Source organism: Mesorhizobium sp. CNPSo 4671, assembly GCF_057784245.1.
Map to the genome: position 1 here is coordinate 12,171 of NZ_JBWLUW010000004.1, position 15,658 is coordinate 27,828.

Here is a 15,658-nt window from a genome sequence, read left to right on the forward strand (position 1 = left end):
TCCATCATCTGTCCTCGAAATTCCGCCTATGAATAGGCTATTCGAGCTGAAATGAGACACAAGCTGAAACTTAGATAGCGCCGGTTTACCTTCTGTTAACCTTAACAGCCAGGCGTCCGGGTGAGACCGTGGCGCTTGCGTTCGGCAATTGCCGATCGCGTCGTAACAAATTGTTTTTGCTTTATATATTTGAAAGACCGACCATCATGACGCCGCCTATCGGGCTTGGCCTCACGGCCGACCCGTTCCCGGTCATGAACGCGCGTTGTGCATCGCCTGCGCATGGAACGCCCGACAAAGCGGCGGAACCACCATCCAGCGACCTTCGAAATCACGACAACTGACTGGCTGTCCGTTTGCCGGAAATGGCTGTCCGTTTGCCGGTGAGACGCAGCTCCGCGGCGAATGGCCAGGTGACATTCGACATCGTCTCGATACCCGACGCACTCAGCGCGGCACCGAAGAGGAAGCCTTGCACGAGATCCGGCTTGACCTGCAAAGCCAGGATCTTGAGCTGTTCGAAGGTCTCGACGCCTTCCACGGTCACCGAAAGCCCGAGTGGCCGCGACAGGCTGACAATGCCCTTGAGCAGTTCCAGCGAACGATTATTCTGGGTGACGTCCATCAGGAACGAACGGTCGATCTTGATCTTGTCGAGCGGCAGCTTGTGGAGGTAGCTCAAGCTCGAATAGCCGGTGCCGAAATCGTCGAGCGCGATGCGCACGCCGAGCTGCTTCAGTTCCTCGATATACTGGCGCGTCAGCGACTTGTCGTCGAGCAGCGCCGTTTCGGTGACCTCGATCTCCAGCCGGCCGGCGGCGAGGCCGGAACTCGCCAGGGCATCGCGAACCTTTTGGATGACGTCGCGGTTGCGGAAATCCTTGGCCGAGAGGTTGACCGAGACGCTGGTCTGATCAGGCCATTTGGCGCATTCCGTGCAGGCCGCCTGCAGCACGAACGTGCTGATCTCGGAAATGATGCCCATTTCCTCGGCCAGCGGAATGAAAATGCTGGGCGAAATCGGCCCGAGATCGGGGTGATCCCAGCGGCACAACGCCTCGCAGCTGGCAATGCGCATGGTGTTCATCGCCACGATCGGCTGATAGACCACGCGCAATTCCTTGCTTTCCACCGCGCTGCGCAGATCCGCTTTCATCAGCTGGCGATTGCGGAACGCGGCGTCCATCGCGGCCTCGAACAGCCGCCAGCCGTTCTTGCCGAGCTCCTTGGCCTTGTAGAGCGCCAGATCCGCCTTGACGATCATGGCGTCGACGTCGCTGTCCTTGACCCGCGACAGCACGGCGCCGCCGCTGGCCTGGATGCGCAGCCCATGGCCGGCGACGTCCACCTCGCCCTGCAGCCCGGCGAAGATCTCATCGATCTGCGTGGTCAGATGGCTCTCGTCCTCGATGCGGTCGAAGAAGACCATGAATTCGTCGCCGCCGAAACGGCTGACGGTGATGCCTTGCCCGGCAACGGCGGCAAGACGCTCGGCGACCGCGTAGATCAACCCGTCGCCGATCGGATGGCCGAGCGTGTCGTTGACGCTCTTGAAATCGTCGAGGTCGAGCACGGCCAGACCGCAGAAACGGTCGCGGTCGCCTGACGCCATCGCCTCGCCGACCAGCTCGTGGAAATAGGCGCGATTGGGCAGGCCGGTGAGATTGTCATAGCGCGCCATGAAGCGGATCTTGTCTTCCGCCTCGACACGCGCCGTCACGTCCTCGAAGGTGATGACACCGAGTTCCTGGCTGCCTTCGCGGGCCGAGAATTCGTAGTGCTGGCCATTGGCGAGGGAAACGAGCACCTTGCGGTCGCGGCCCTCGCGCAGGGCACGCGTCAGTTGGGCCTCGATATAGCGGCAGTCCTTCGGCGCCAGCATGCCGCCGGCAACGCCGCGCATCAGCAGACCATGGATCGACCGCCCAAGCAGCGAATTCGCGGACTTGAGCGACATCAGATGGGCCGCCTCGGCATTGGCCACCGCCACCCGGCCGTTGGGGCCGAGCATGACGAGGCCGTGCGACATGGTGTTGAGGGCGCGATCGAACCTGTGCGCGAGCTTCCTCGCTTCCTTGTGGCCGATGACCGCCGAGAAAAGCACGTTACGGACGTGGTCGGCGCTGTTGATCGTGATGAACGTCAACGGGATGATCATCAAGCCCAGAACGACCGAGGGGACATCCATGCGCAGCAAGAGTGCAAGTGCCGCCGGGCCAATGAAGGTCACGGAAAAAATCCGCACCATCAGCGGAGAGCCGTAGTTGCGGCCAACAACCGTCACCAGGGTTGCGATGGCCAGCGACGTCGCGGCCAGTTCGGCAAACGGATCGGGATATACATAGATCGATATGAAGCACAGCGCGCCCAAGCCGAGGCCCTGCAGGCTGCCTTTGAGGATATAGGTGCGCTCCCACCGCCGCGCCTCTTCGACATTGGCGATTACCCCGCCCGCCTTCCGGAAGCCGCGAATGCCGGAGTAGCGGAAAAGGCTGATGGACAGCAACCCAAAAGAAAAACCCAGAAACAAAGGGTTGTGCGTACGCAAATAGATCATGAATCCGAGGATCCAGTAGCATACGCCGCCGATCACCAGCATGTGGGCGTTGTCGAACAACGACCGCACAAACTGGATATAAACATCCGCGGGGATGTTTTCGGTTTTTGGTCTGCCCATATTGTCGGCCCAACGCTAAGCCTTGTCATGTCACACCCGCCTTAAGAAAGGCTTAGAACAGTGACTTCGGCCCGGTTACCGGGGCCTGCAAATGCAGGGCAGACCTGGAAAATCAAGCTTCAGGTAAACAAGGCGTATCCATCATTCGGCGGCCTGAAGTTCCGCCCGCGTCGGCGTGCTCGACAGGCGCGCCAGCAGCCTTTGGCGCTCGCCCGCGGCCTTTTCGGCACTGGCCTGCCGGACATGGCCATAACCGCGGATAAGCGCGGGGACCGAGACGAGAGCAACCGCCGCATCGGCCTTATCAGGCGCCAGCGACCTAGCGACGAGCTCAAGATCGCCCTCATACTGTGCCAAAAGCTGCCGTTCCATGCGTCGTTCAGCGGTGTAGCCGAACAGGTCGAAAACGGTGCCGCGCAGGCCCTTCAGCGCCGCCAGCACGCGAAACCCCTTCATCATCCAGGGGCCGAAGCTCGATTTCCGAGGGCTTCCGTCATTGCCGCGACGGCCCATGATCGGCGGAGCGAGATGGAATTCGAGTTTTTCGTAGCTCTGGAACTGCTTGCCAAGCTCGGCGGCGAAGGAGCCGTCGGTGTAGAGCCGTGCCACCTCATATTCGTCCTTGATCGCCATCAGCTTGAACAGGCTTTTGGCTGCCGCCTCGGTCACAACAGTTGAACCCGGCATGGCCTTCGTTTCTGCCGCCCGCAGCGCGGAAATCCTGTCGGCATAACGCTTGCCGTAAGCGGCGTTCTGGTAAGCGCTCAGGAAGGCGACACGGCGGGCAATGATCTCGTCCAGCGTCTGTGCGATCGGGGCGGTCTGTCCCGCCTTGCCCGGCTGGGCGACAAGGCCACGCACGAAATCCGGCTGGTGCGCCGCGCGACGGCCCCAGCGGAAGGCGGCGATGTTCATGGCCACCGCTTCGCCGTTGAGCTCGATCGCCTTCTCGACCGCCTCGGCCGACAGTGGCAGGCCGCCATGCTGGAAGGCAAAGCCGAGCATGAACATGTTGGCGCCAAGCGAATTGCCAAACAGCGATGTGGCGGTGCGGGTGGCGTCGAAGAAATGCGCCTTGTCGTCGCCGGCCGCGGTGCGGATCGCCTTCTTCAGGCGCTCTATCGGCAAGGAGAAATCCGCCGACCGGGCAAACTCGCCGGGCATGATCTCGGCGGTGTTGGCGAGGAAGATCGTATGGCCCTCGCGTACCGCCGTCAGCACCTTCTTGGCGCCGGACACGACGAGGTCGCAGCCAAGCACGAGGTCGGCCTTGCCCGCCGAGACGCGGATGGCATGGATGTCGTCCGGCGTGCGGGCGATGCGGACATGGGTGAACACCGAGCCGCCCTTCTGGGCAAGGCCGGCCATGTCGATCATGCCGCAGCCCTTGTCCTCGAGGTGAGCCGCCATGCCGAGCACGGCACCGACGGTGACGACGCCGGTGCCGCCGACACCGTCGATGATCGCCGCCCAGCCTTGCTCGCCAAGCGGGAATTCGGCAGGCGTCGGCACGCCGTCGAGCGGATCGGCCTTACCGGCAAGGCCCTCGGCCTTGCGGATCTTGGCGCCGTGCACGGTGACGAAGGACGGGCAGAAGCCGTTGACGCAGGAGAAGTCTTTGTTGCAGCTCGACTGGTCGATCTTGCGCTTGCGGCCGAATTCGGTCTCGACCGGCTGGATCGAGACGCAGTTCGACTGCACGCCGCAGTCACCGCAGCCTTCGCAGACCAGTTCGTTGATGAAGACGCGCTTGTCGGGATCGGGAAAGGTACCGCGCTTGCGGCGCCGGCGTTTTTCAGCGGCACAAGTCTGGTCGTAGAGCAGGATCGACACGCCCTTGACGTCGCGCAGTTCGCGCTGGACGAGATCGAGGTCGTCGCGATGATGGATGGTGGCGCCGGCCGGAAATTCGGCCTTGCCGGCATATTTGTCGGGCTCATCGGTGACGATGGCGATGCGGTCGACGCCCTCTGCCCGCACCTGCCTGGCGATCATATCCACCGTCAGGCCGCCCTCATGCGGCTGGCCGCCGGTCATCGCCACCGCATCGTTGTAGAGGATCTTGTAGGTGATGTTGGCTTCGCTCGATAGCGCGAAGCGGATCGCCAGCGTACCGGAATGGTTGTAGGTGCCGTCACCGAGATTCTGGAAGATGTGGCCGCGCTTGGAGAACGGCGCCTGGCCGACCCACTGTGCACCTTCGCCGCCCATCGCCGTGAAGCCGAGCGTGTTGCGGTCCATCCACAGCGCCATGAAATGGCAGCCGATGCCGGCGGCGGCGATGGAGCCATCCGGCACCTTGGTCGAGGAGTTGTGCGGACAGCCCGAGCAGAAGAAGGGCGTGCGTGAACCGATGTCGGTGGCGTCCGCCAGCATCGCCTGGAACTGGCGCAGTTTCGCCACCCGCGCCGAAATCTCTTCCGACGGGCCGATGGTTTTGACGATCCTTTCGCCAAGGGCGATGGCGATCTCGTTGGGGTCTAGCGCACCCTTGGCCGGGAAAAGCCAGTCGCCGCGCTCGTCCTTCTTGCCGACGATGACTGGCTGCGAGGCGGTGCCGTAGAGGCTTTCGCGCAGCTGCACCTCGATCAGCGAGCGTTTCTCCTCGACGACGACGATGGTGTCGAGGCCACGGGCAAAGTCGGCGATGTGGTGGAGGTCGAGCGGCCAGGGGCAGCCGACCTTGAACAGCCGCACACCGATGCGGTTGGCGGCGGCCCCGTCGATGCCGATATCCTCCAGCGCCTGGCGGACGTCGAGATAGCTTTTGCCGAGCGTGATGATGCCGAGCTTGGGGTTGCGGCCGCCCGAATAGACAATGTGGTTCAGCCCATTGGCGCGGATGAAGGCGGAAGCCGCGGCACGCTTGTATTCGTGCAGCCGCTCCTCCTGGCCCAGCATGTCGATCTCGTGACGGATGTTGAGCCCGCCCGGCGGCATGTCGAACTCCGGCACGACGATGTTGAGCCGTTCGAGCGAGGCATCGACCGAGGCCGTCGATTCGATGTTGTCCTTGACGCATTTGATCGCCGCCCAGGTGCCGGCGAAACGCGACATGGCAAAGCCGTACAGGCCGTAGTCGATAATCTCCTGGACGCCGGCCGGGTTGAGGATCGGCACCATGGTGTCGACGAAGAGGAATTCGGTGGCATGCGCATTGGTCGAGGATTCGGCCATGTGGTCGTCGCCCATCAGGGCAAGCACACCGCCATGCTTGGACGAGCCGGCGAGATTGGCGTGGCGGAACACGTCGCCGGAACGATCGACGCCCGGGCCTTTGCCGTACCAGACGGAAAAGACGCCATCATGAGTGCCCTCGCCCAGAAGCTCGGTCTGCTGCGATCCCCAGCAGGCGGTCGCGGCAAGCTCCTCGTTGAGGCCGGGCTGGAAAACGATATCGGCCCCGGCGAGCTGCTTCTTCGCCTTCCACAGCTGCATGTCGAGGCCGCCTAGCGGCGAGCCGCGATAGCCGGAGACGAAGCCGGCCGTGTTCAGGCCGGCGCGACGGTCGCGCTCGCGCTGCATCAGGAGCATGCGGATGACCGCCTGCGCGCCGGACAGGAAGATGCGCTCCTTTCCAAGGTCGAACTTGTCGTCGAGCGCGACATCATGCAGCGTCATCAGGCATTTCCTCTGCGAAGGCCGCGCGGGGAACCGGCCAACGTCGGGATCGGATGACGCATCCTTTCTCCCCTTGCAAGGCAGGTCAAACAAAATCGCAGGGGCCAGGCAACGCGCAACAAACAGTCCGATGGGCGCCGGACCACGCATGAAACCACGCGCCGACAGTGCTGCTGCGCACGAAAATTCCGCCCGGAATCGCTGCTGTCGGAAGGTGTCAGCCGGCTTTCGAGCAGTCCGGCTTCGGCTCGCCAGGCAGCTTGCCGTCGGGATGGCCGGCGAGGTCGGGGTTGGCCGTATAGAGCTGATCCATGACCAGCGGCCGGTCGGGCAGGATCGACTGGTCTTCCGTCGACATCAGTGTGGTGTCGATTTTCTGCAGGATCGCGCCGTCGGCGCCCTTGATGCTGATGGCGATGGCATAGGGCTTGTTCTTGACGATGCAGGTCAGGGCCGGGCTTTCCAGGCTCACCTTGTCAAGCTTCGGCCAGACTTTCTGCTCGACCACCAACGGTGCGCCGCCGGCTGGGTTCTGGAAGCTGGCAACCGCCACCTGGCCCTCGCCCATCGGCTGCAAGGGCCGCAGCGTCACGACGTAAGTCGCCCTGGCGAGACGGTAATTGAAGACGAAAATCTTGCCGGAAACCTCGAACAGCTTGCCCTCGCCGCCAGTGTCGCGGCAGGCGCCGAGGGTCGCGGCGGCAATCAACAAGGCGCCGGCAACGAGCGCGCGTGAAACTCCTCTAGGCATCCTTGACCTCATGGGCCGCCATGCGGCGGCGACGATAGTGACGACTTGCCTTCTGCCGGTTGCCGCACACCGCCATGTCGCACCAAAGGCGGCTGGAATTGCGGCTTCTGTCGACGAACAGCCAGGTGCAGTTGGGACAGATCCTCAGCCTCGCGACGGTGTCGTTGCGCAGCAGCGAAAGCGCCGAGACCGCCAGCGCCGCCTCGAAGGCGATCGGCGTCAGGGGATCACCGAAAGGCCTTCCCGGCGTGCCGATCTCAGTCCGGCTGCCGGCCAGGCCCTCGGCACAGGCCCGCAGGAATTCAGGCAGATCGGCGGTCGAAACCGCGCCTTTCGACACAGCGCCGCGAAACAACCGGTCGGTCGTCTCACGGATCGACAGCACGACGGGCGCGATTGCCGTGGGCGAAGATACGGTCAGTTGCCTGTCGCCGAGCTCGGCGGCGCGGAAGCCGCTGGCTGCATCGGCAAAGCGGGCGATTTCGACGGGATCGTCGAAGCGGTCGAACGTGCGCTCCGGATCGCCACGCAGCACGACGGTGTTCGCCGTATCAAGCGCGAGCAGGCCGCCGGTGAAGCGGTGTGGGGTCCAGGCAACCGTCATGCCGCAAAATCTAACCGATAAATCGCATTTGACAAGTTAGATTCGACGATGCAAACCTCCGATGCGCACGGTATCGTGGCCTTGTCTCGAGCATTCCGTCGTCCCAAACCCTCTGGGCGAGATGCTTCTGGTGTTGTTGAGCATGCTCTATTTCCTCCAGCAGGTGCTGAACGGGCTGCATTCGGGCGCGCTCTACGCGCTGCTCGCCTTCGGCTACGTGCTGATCAACGGCATCCTGCACCGCACCAACCTCGCCTATGGGGCGCTGTTCGCCTTCTGCGGCCAGGCAATGATCCTGAGCGTCGCCTTCGGCTACCAGGTGCTGTGGCTGACGCTGCTGGCGTCGGTGCTGTTCGGCGTGGTGGCGGCATTCCTGTATGCCGCGCTGATCAGCCATGTCCTGTCGCGCAGCGTCTTTGAACCGTTGGCCGACCGCTCGCCCAACGCCATCGTGGTGACGACACTCGGCATCCTGATCGTCTTGTCGGAAGCAAGCCGTATCGCGGCCGACACGCATGATCTGTGGCTGCCGCCAATGCTGGCACAGCCCATCGTCTTCGCCGAAGGCGCCGGCTTCAAGGCGACGCTGACGCTGATCCAGGTGCTCGACTGCGCGGTGGTGCTGTCAGCGGTCGCACTTGCCACATCTGCGTTTGCCCGCTCCAACTTCGGCCGGTGCTGGCGCGCTGTCTCCGACGATCCACGCGCCGCAGCCCTGTGCGGTGTCGATGTGCGAAGCGTATTCCGGCATGCCGTGCTGCTCGGAGGCTTCTGCGCCGCGCTGGCCGGCGTCATGGCCAGCCTCTACTACGGCAATGTCAGCTTCGGCTCCGGCCTCGTCTACGGCCTGAAGATCCTGTTCGTGACGGCGGTCGGCGGCTATCTCTCACCGCCACGGGCAGCACTCGGCGCAGCCGCCTTCGGCATGGCCGAATCATTGTGGGCCGGCTATTTTCCGCTCGAATGGCGCGACGCGTGGATGTATCTGTTCCTTGTGGCCATGCTGATCCTGATCGGCGCCGGCCGCGACACCAGCAAGGTCGTCTGAACCATCAGACTTTGGTTGTATGACGCCGGGGCAGACTGCCCTTGTCCGGCCCCGCCCTTCATCCAATCCCGTTTTGCCGCTCCCATCCGTGTTGACCCGTCCGGCCACGCACGGCATACCGTTGGGCCACGCGGCGTGACGGCAGGGGGAGCCGGCACGCCTTCGGTACAAAGGGAGGACTGCATGGAAGGGCCGCTCGCTCTGTCGCGGGGTATCGACCGCCTCAATGAATTCATCGGCAAATCGGTATCCTGGCTGATCCTGCTGGCGATCCTGGTGAGCGCGGCCAACGCCGTAATCCGCAAGCTCTTCGACATTTCGTCGAATGCCTGGCTGGAGCTGCAATGGTACCTGTTCGGCGCCGCCTTCATGCTGGCTGCCGCCTATACGCTCAAGCAGAACGAGCATATCCGCATCGACATCGTCTACGGCCTGTTTTCACGCCGCGTGCAGCACTGGATCGACCTTCTCGGCCATCTCCTCTTCCTGATGCCGTTCGTGACGCTGATGGTGTTCTATTTCGTTCCCTACGTATCCCTGTCGTTCCGCAGCGGCGAGATGTCCAACAACTCCGGCGGGCTCATCATCTGGCCGGCCAAGGCCATCCTGCTGGTCGGCTTTTTCCTGCTCGCGCTGCAGGGCATTTCAGAAATCATCAAGAAAATCGCCATCATGCGCGGCGACATGGACGACCCCAATCCGTTCATATCGGCACATGAGCAAGCCGAACTCGAAGCCAAGGCATTGGCCGACGAGGTGCGCTCATGATGGAATTCATCGCCCAGAACATGGCACCGATCATGTTCGCCTCGCTGATCATCTTCCTGCTGATCGGCTACCCCGTGGCCTTCTCGCTGGCCGCCAACGGCTTGATGTTCTTCTTCATCGGCGTGCTCCTATCGCCCTATTCTGGTGGATCGATCAACCTCGCCTGGCCGCTTCTGCACGCACTGCCGGATAATTTCTACGGCAGCAGGGTGATGTCGAACGATACGCTGCTGGCCATTCCGTTCTTCACCTTCATGGGCATCGTGCTCGAACGATCCGGCATGGCCGAAGACCTGCTCGACACAATCGGCCAGCTGTTCGGGCCGATCCGCGGCGGCCTTGCCTACGCGGTCATCTTCGTCGGCGCGCTGCTGGCGGCGACCACCGGCGTGGTGGCGGCATCCGTCATCGCCATGGGTCTGATCTCGCTGCCGATCATGCTGCGCTACGGCTACGACCGCCGGCTGGCTGCCGGTGTCATCGCGGCATCCGGCACGCTCGCCCAGATCATCCCGCCGTCTCTGGTGCTGATCGTGCTTGCCGATCAGCTCGGCCGCTCGGTCGGCGACATGTATGCCGGCGCACTGATCCCGGGTCTGGTGCTGACCGGCCTCTACGCGCTCTACATCCTCATCATGTCGATCGTCCGGCCGAAGTCGGTGCCGGCTCTGCCGCTCGAGGCCCGCACGCTCGGCCACGGCGTTCTGTCGCTGCTGGTGGCGCTGGTGGTGGCGGTGGCCATCTCCTACGCCGCGTATCGCTATCTCGCCCCAACCCATGGCGACAATGCCGACATTCTCGGCGCCACCGTAGGGGTGCTCTTCATCTATATCGTGGCAATTGCCGACAAACGCCTGAACTTCAACATGATGTCCAGGCTGGCGCAGCAGGTGGTCATCGTGCTGATTCCGCCGCTGGCGCTGATTTTCCTGGTGCTTGGCACCATCTTCCTCGGCATCGCCACTCCGACCGAAGGCGGCGCCATGGGCTCCGTCGGCGCATTGATCATGGCAGCGGCAAAAGGCCGGCTGTCGCTGGACGTTATCAAGCAGGCGCTGACCTCGACGACGCGGCTGTCGTCCTTCGTGCTGTTCATCCTTATCGGCGCGCGCGTGTTCTCGCTGACCTTCTACGGCGTCAACGGCCACATCTGGGTCGAACACCTGTTGACCTCGCTGCCGGGTGGCGAAGTCGGCTTCCTGATCGGCGTCAACTTCCTCGTCTTCTTCCTGGCCTTCTTCCTCGACTTCTTCGAGCTGGCCTTCATCATCGTGCCGCTGCTGGCGCCGGCAGCCGACAAGCTGGGTATCGACCTGATCTGGTTCGGCGTGCTGCTCGGCGTCAACATGCAGACCAGCTTCATGCACCCGCCCTTCGGCTTCGCGCTGTTCTACCTGCGCTCGGTCGCCGCCCGCGTGCCCTATCTCGACCGCCTCACCGGCAAGCAGATCGCGCCGGTGACGACCGGCCAGATCTATTGGGGCGCGGTGCCCTTCGTCCTGATCCAGGTGGTGATGATCGGACTGACCATCGCCTTCCCGCAAATGGTGATGCGCTACAAGGGCACGGCGATCGATCCGGGCACGATCGACTACAAGGTGCCGGATGCGCCCGGCCTGTCACCGCTCGGTACACCGCCGCCTGGTGGCACGGCCCCTGCCAATGGCGGCAGCGCACCGGCCGCTCCTGGCACGCCGGACCTGTCGCAACCGCCGAGTTTCGGCGATGCGCCGCCGTCCAAGCCAGCGACACCGGCGCCAGACCTTTCGCAGCCGCCGAGCTTCAACTGATGGGGACGACGCCATGAAAGCGGTGCGGCTGGAGGCGGTGGGCAGCATAGCGCTGCGTGAGGTGGACAAACCTGTCCCCGGCCCGGACGAGCTTCTGGTGCGGATCGAGGCCTGCGGTGTCTGCGGCACCGACCGGCATCTCTTCCATGGCGAATTCCCCTGCCGGCCGCCGGTGACGCCCGGGCATGAATTTTCCGGCATCATCGAGGCGGTCGGCAACGCCGTCTCCGGCTTTGCCGTCGGCGACCGTGTCACCGGCGATCCCAACATCGCCTGCGGGCGATGCCCCCATTGCCATGCCGGCCGGGTCAATCTCTGCCGCAATCTCAATGCCATCGGCATCCACCGCGATGGCGGCTTTGCCGAGTATGTCGTGCTGCCGCAGAAACAGGCTTTCATCCTGCCCGCCGACTTGCCGCCGACGCGCGGCGCCTTCTGCGAGCCGCTCGGCTGCTGCCTGCATGGCGTCGACCTTGCCGAGATTAGGCCGGCCAGTTCGGTGATCGTGCTGGGTGGCGGCGTGATCGGCCTGCTCACCGTGCAATTGGCGCGGCTGGCCGGCGCCACGACCATCATCCTGTCGACCAGGCAGGCCTCGCGGCGCGCGCTCGCCGAGGAACTCGGCGCGACAGCGACGGTCGACCCTACAGCCGGCGATGTCATCGATGCCGTTGCCGGACCGGCGGGCCTGATGCCAGGCGGCGTCGACGTGGTGTTCGAATGCGCCGGCGTGCGCGACACCGTCGAGCAGTCGATGCGGCTGGCAAGGGCCGGAGGCACGGTCGTCATCGTCGGCGTGACGCCACAAGGCATGAGGGCGGAATTCGAGCCCTTTGACCTGCTGTTTCGGGAATTGAAGGTGGTCGGCTCGTTCCTCAATCCCTATACGCATCGCCGTGCCGCCGAGCTGATCGCGTCGGGTGCGATCGAGATCGACCGGCTGATCTCCAGGCAGGTGCCGCTCGAAGAGGCGGCCGATGTGATCGCCAATCCGCCGGCGCCCGGCGAGGTCAAGGTGCTGGTGGTGCCAGGCCGGCCCTGAGCCAAGGCCGGTCGCGCCGCGGCCGCTTGCGACCACACCGCCGATCGGCTATCCAGCCGGCGCCGAAAAAGACATGACCGGTTCGGTAGTCCGGTCTCTTCCGTTCCTTTTTTCGAGCATGATCTTGTCCGAATGCCGGACACCACTTTTCGGGATCATGCTCGGCGGAGGCCTGTTCACCGCATGATTTGCGGGAGAACCCGCGGCCGGCAAGCGAGGCGAAAGCCCGTGGGCCGGTTGGGTCATGTCCGGATTTCCTGATGCCACGGTCCCGCCGGTTCTCGGTCTGCAGCCAAGCCTGTCCGCGTTTCAACCGTGACAGGACAAAGACCATGAAACTGAACCACCTCAACCTCACCACATCGGAAGTCGCGGCCCTTGCCGGCTTCTTCACCAGCCATTTCGGCTTCGAACTTGTCGCCATGCGCGGCAGGCAAGCCTTCGCCATCCTGCGCGGAGCCGATGGCTTTGCCCTCAATTTGATGACGCCCGGCAAGGGAGAACCTGCCGTTTACCCGGACGGCTTTCACGTCGGCTTTTTCGTCGGCAATCCAGACCTGTGCATGCCAAGCAGGCCGAATTGACTGAGGCAGGCTTCGCGCCGGGCGCGGTCGAGAACCTGACGCGCGGCGGCTTCAAGTCAACGACGTTCTATTGCCGTGCGCCGGGCGGAATACTGGTCGAGATCGGCAGCTCTGCGACCTGAAAAAGAAAGACCCCGGGCGACACGCCCGGGGTCTTTCAACGAATGCTATGGGTCGTTTTACAGCTTGCCGTTGCGCTGCTGGACCATCATGAAGGTGTCGTAATTGTACTCAGCCACCTGCGCCCAGAGATAGTGCTCCTTGCGGAAGCCCTTGATCGATTCCCAGATCTTCTTGAACGGCGCGTTCGAGGCCTCCATTTCGGCATAGACCTCGTTGGCCTTCTCAAAGCAGGCGGCCATGATCTCCTGGCTGAACGGACGCAGTTTGGCGCCGCCGGCCACCAGCCGTTTCACCGCTGGGGGGTTCACATAATCGTATTTCTGCAGCATGTCGGCGTCGGCGGCTTGCGCCGCGGTGCGCAGCAGCGACTTGTAAGCCGGCGAAAGTTCCTCGTATTTCGCTTTGTTGAACATCAAATGGACGGTCGGGCCACCTTCCCACCAGCCGGGATAGTAGTAATAGGGCGCGACCTTGTAGAAGCCGAGCTTCTCGTCGTCATAGGGGCCGACCCATTCGGCGGCGTCGATGGTGCCTTTCTCCAGCGCCGGATAGATGTCGCCGCCGGCGATCTGCTGCGGCACGACGCCAAGTTTCTGCACCACCTTGCCGGCGAAGCCGCCGATGCGCATCTTGAGGCCGGAGAGGTCAGCGACGGTGTTGATCTCCTTGCGGAACCAACCGCCCATCTGCACGCCGGTGTTGCCGCCCGGCAGGCCAAAAAGACCTTGCGTGGCGAGGAACTCGTTGAACAGGTCGATGCCGCCGCCATGGTAGTGCCAGGCATTCATGCCGCGTGCGTTGAGCGAAAAGGGAACCGCCGCACCGAGCGCCCATGTCGGGTCCTTGCCCCAGTAATAATATGCCACCGTGTGGCAGGCCTCGACCGTGCCGGCCGTGGTGGCGTCGGCGGCCTGCAGGCCGGGCACGAGTTCGCCCGCGGCAAAGACCTGGATCTGGAAATTGCCGTCGGTGGCTTCCGACAGCATCTTGGAGAACACCTCGGCGCCGCCATAAATGGTGTCGAGCGATTTCGGGAAGGACGAGGCAAGCCGCCATGTCACCTTGGGATTGGACTGGGCGATTGCCGGGGCGGCAAGCGTTGCCGCCGCCGCCGCGGCGCCGACGCCGGTCACGCCGGCCTTGCGAATGAATGAACGACGATCCATGCAGTTCCTCCCTTTTGGATCAACAGACCGACATTCGGGAAATCCTCGGGCTCCCGCATCGGTTGGCAGAAACAATACACGGGCGAGAAGTCTAGTCCAGCACGGCGGCCGGATTTGGTAACCAACCCATGCGACCCTGCAACTATAGTCTAACAGCGGATTTGGTGGCCCATGCGACACGCTGAAACTTGCCATGGAAAAACCACAGCGGATCGCCTATTTTGAAGGCAGGATATCCCTTGCCAGATGGAAACCAGAGCCAAAATGCAGCAGCCGCTCGTCGCCATATCGACCGACGTCCGTCAGTTCGACAACTACACCTGGCATGCCGCCCCGCAGCAATATCTGGAAGCCGCGATCACTGGAGCGGGCGTGTTCCCGCTGCTGGTGCCGTCGTTCGGCGACAGGCTCGACTTCGACGAACTCCTGTCCTCGGTCGACGGCGTCATGGTCACCGGCTCGAAATCCAACGTGCACCCCTCGCTCTACGGTGGCGATGCCAGCGAAGCCAACGGTCCCTATGATCCGGCGCGCGACGCCACCACGCTGCCGCTGATTCGCCGGGCGATCGAGCGCGGCGTGCCGCTGCTCGCCATTTGCCGCGGCATCCAGGAATTGAACGTCGCGCTCGGCGGCACTCTGGGCACCGAGATCCAGGAGCGCGAGGGTTCGCTCGACCACCGCGCACCGGTGAGCGACAAACAGGATGAGCGCTTCGTCATCCACCAGACCATTTCGATCAAGCCGGGCAGTTGCCTGGCCGGCGTGTTCGGCGCCGGCGAGATCAAGGTCAATTCCTTGCACCGCCAGGCGATCGACCGGCTGGGCTCGAAGCTTGAGATCGAGGCTGTCGCCACTGACGGAACGGTCGAAGCGGTTTCGGTCAAGGGCGCCCGCGCCTTCGCCGTCGGCGTCCAGTGGCATCCGGAATACTGGGTCAACTCGGACAGCAACTCGGCCAAGATCTTCCGCGCCTTCGGGGATGCCGTGCGCCTGCACGCCGCCGCGAAGGCCGGTGCGCGGGCCGCCGCGGAGTAATCAGTCGTCAGTCTTCCGGTCCCCGCCAGCGACAGCAAGGGCGTGGCTGGCGCATAGGATTCGTAACCGTCGCCATCCGCCACGGCGAAGGTGACAATCGGATCGACGCCGTTGGCGCTGAAGGCCACCGTGCCGTCATTCTGGTCATGCCAAAACTTTGCCCGCTCTATGCCAGGCAGCAGACGACGGCATGTCCGAGCGACGGTAAGCAGGGACAAGCCATCCGAAATCGAAGCGCCCCGCGTCACCGCGCAGGCTCCCTGGTCGCCATTGGCGACCAGCCTGTAGCTGTTGGACGGCGTGACCTCTTCGGCGACGCTTTCCCCATTGCCGCCATGAAACAGCTGAACGCCCCCAAACAGGGCGGTGATTGCAACAAAGGCGGAAAGCACTCTCATCGTTCTTCATCCATGCACGCGCACAGGATGAACAATGATTCCAAAGGG

12 protein-coding genes and 1 pseudogene are annotated in these 15,658 nt (G+C 63.5%); 7 read left to right on the forward strand and 6 right to left on the reverse strand.

The genetic code is table 11. The annotated features are described in order from the left end of the window. Positions 1–331: 331 nt before the first annotated feature. From AC04SF_RS12170 to AC04SF_RS12185, 4 genes are all read right to left on the reverse strand, one after another. Positions 332–2,677, reverse strand: coding sequence for a putative bifunctional diguanylate cyclase/phosphodiesterase (locus AC04SF_RS12170; protein ID WP_488478001.1), 2,346 nt, complete (start codon positions 2,675–2,677; stop codon positions 332–334). Between the two features lie 141 nt (positions 2,678–2,818). Then, the gene (locus AC04SF_RS12175) at positions 2,819–6,298 is read right to left on the reverse strand and encodes an indolepyruvate ferredoxin oxidoreductase family protein (protein ID WP_488478002.1); all 3,480 of its coding nucleotides are present in this window, start codon (positions 6,296–6,298) and stop codon (positions 2,819–2,821) included. 217 nt (positions 6,299–6,515) lie between these two features. After that, entirely contained in the window at positions 6,516–7,049 is a 534-nt protein-coding gene (locus AC04SF_RS12180) for a hypothetical protein (RefSeq protein WP_096452911.1), read from the reverse strand. Then, positions 7,042–7,653, reverse strand: a complete 612-nt coding sequence (locus AC04SF_RS12185) for a CGNR zinc finger domain-containing protein (RefSeq protein ID WP_488478003.1) — start codon at positions 7,651–7,653, stop codon at positions 7,042–7,044. The genes AC04SF_RS12180 and AC04SF_RS12185 overlap by 8 nt, the downstream gene beginning before the upstream one ends. A gap of 142 nt (positions 7,654–7,795) precedes the next feature. Between AC04SF_RS12185 and AC04SF_RS12190 the strand changes: the two genes are divergently transcribed. The 6 genes from AC04SF_RS12190 (at position 7,796) to AC04SF_RS12215 (ending at position 13,007) form a co-directional block, all read left to right on the forward strand. Beyond that, positions 7,796–8,701 (forward strand): branched-chain amino acid ABC transporter permease, encoded by a 906-nt coding sequence (locus AC04SF_RS12190; protein ID WP_488478004.1) that lies wholly within the window; start codon positions 7,796–7,798, stop codon positions 8,699–8,701. 183 nt (positions 8,702–8,884) lie between these two features. Further along, positions 8,885–9,469, forward strand: a complete 585-nt coding sequence (locus AC04SF_RS12195) for a TRAP transporter small permease subunit (protein ID WP_096452909.1) — start codon at positions 8,885–8,887, stop codon at positions 9,467–9,469. Next, positions 9,466–11,259 (forward strand): TRAP transporter large permease, encoded by a 1,794-nt coding sequence (locus AC04SF_RS12200; protein WP_488478005.1) that lies wholly within the window; start codon positions 9,466–9,468, stop codon positions 11,257–11,259. The genes AC04SF_RS12195 and AC04SF_RS12200 overlap by 4 nt, the downstream gene beginning before the upstream one ends. A 13-nt stretch (positions 11,260–11,272) precedes the next feature. Next, positions 11,273–12,301 (forward strand): zinc-dependent alcohol dehydrogenase family protein, encoded by a 1,029-nt coding sequence (locus tag AC04SF_RS12205; RefSeq protein WP_488478006.1) that lies wholly within the window; start codon positions 11,273–11,275, stop codon positions 12,299–12,301. Between the two features lie 332 nt (positions 12,302–12,633). Beyond that, positions 12,634–12,885, forward strand: a complete 252-nt coding sequence (locus AC04SF_RS12210; RefSeq protein WP_488478007.1) for a VOC family protein — start codon at positions 12,634–12,636, stop codon at positions 12,883–12,885. Further along, on the forward strand, positions 12,882–13,007 hold the full coding sequence (locus tag AC04SF_RS12215; protein WP_488478008.1) for a hypothetical protein: 126 nt from the start codon (positions 12,882–12,884) through the stop codon (positions 13,005–13,007). Before AC04SF_RS12210 ends, AC04SF_RS12215 begins: the two co-directional genes overlap by 4 nt. 57 nt (positions 13,008–13,064) lie before the next feature. Here the strand turns inward: AC04SF_RS12215 and AC04SF_RS12220 are convergent, their stop codons facing one another. Further along, positions 13,065–14,174, reverse strand: a complete 1,110-nt coding sequence (locus tag AC04SF_RS12220; protein ID WP_096452903.1) for a TRAP transporter substrate-binding protein — start codon at positions 14,172–14,174, stop codon at positions 13,065–13,067. A gap of 246 nt (positions 14,175–14,420) precedes the next feature. On the opposite strand from AC04SF_RS12220, the gene AC04SF_RS12225 reads away from it, so the two are divergent. Beyond that, positions 14,421–15,212, forward strand: a complete 792-nt coding sequence (locus AC04SF_RS12225) for a gamma-glutamyl-gamma-aminobutyrate hydrolase family protein (protein WP_244734366.1) — start codon at positions 14,421–14,423, stop codon at positions 15,210–15,212. Between the two features lie 8 nt (positions 15,213–15,220). Here AC04SF_RS12225 and AC04SF_RS12230 read toward each other — a convergent pair. Next, positions 15,221–15,610: pseudogene (locus AC04SF_RS12230) on the reverse strand (hypothetical protein); the annotation flags it as partial. Positions 15,611–15,658 lie beyond the last annotated feature (48 nt).

What these genes read in the sequence shown, in the direction of transcription:
- AC04SF_RS12190 (WP_488478004.1), top strand. Translation starts at nt 7,796, where the DNA reads ATGCTCTATTTCCTCCAGCAGGTGCTGAACGGGCTGCATTCGGGCGCG.
- AC04SF_RS12185 (WP_488478003.1), bottom strand. Translation starts at nt 7,653, where the DNA reads ATGACGGTTGCCTGGACCCCACACCGCTTCACCGGCGGCCTGCTCGCG.
- AC04SF_RS12195 (WP_096452909.1), top strand. Translation starts at nt 8,885, where the DNA reads ATGGAAGGGCCGCTCGCTCTGTCGCGGGGTATCGACCGCCTCAATGAA.
- AC04SF_RS12170 (WP_488478001.1), bottom strand. Translation starts at nt 2,677, where the DNA reads ATGGGCAGACCAAAAACCGAAAACATCCCCGCGGATGTTTATATCCAG.
- AC04SF_RS12200 (WP_488478005.1), top strand. Translation starts at nt 9,466, where the DNA reads ATGATGGAATTCATCGCCCAGAACATGGCACCGATCATGTTCGCCTCG.
- AC04SF_RS12175 (WP_488478002.1), bottom strand. Translation starts at nt 6,298, where the DNA reads ATGACGCTGCATGATGTCGCGCTCGACGACAAGTTCGACCTTGGAAAG.
- AC04SF_RS12225 (WP_244734366.1), top strand. Translation starts at nt 14,421, where the DNA reads ATGGAAACCAGAGCCAAAATGCAGCAGCCGCTCGTCGCCATATCGACC.
- AC04SF_RS12210 (WP_488478007.1), top strand. Translation starts at nt 12,634, where the DNA reads ATGAAACTGAACCACCTCAACCTCACCACATCGGAAGTCGCGGCCCTT.
- AC04SF_RS12205 (WP_488478006.1), top strand. Translation starts at nt 11,273, where the DNA reads ATGAAAGCGGTGCGGCTGGAGGCGGTGGGCAGCATAGCGCTGCGTGAG.
- AC04SF_RS12220 (WP_096452903.1), bottom strand. Translation starts at nt 14,174, where the DNA reads ATGGATCGTCGTTCATTCATTCGCAAGGCCGGCGTGACCGGCGTCGGC.
- AC04SF_RS12180 (WP_096452911.1), bottom strand. Translation starts at nt 7,049, where the DNA reads ATGCCTAGAGGAGTTTCACGCGCGCTCGTTGCCGGCGCCTTGTTGATT.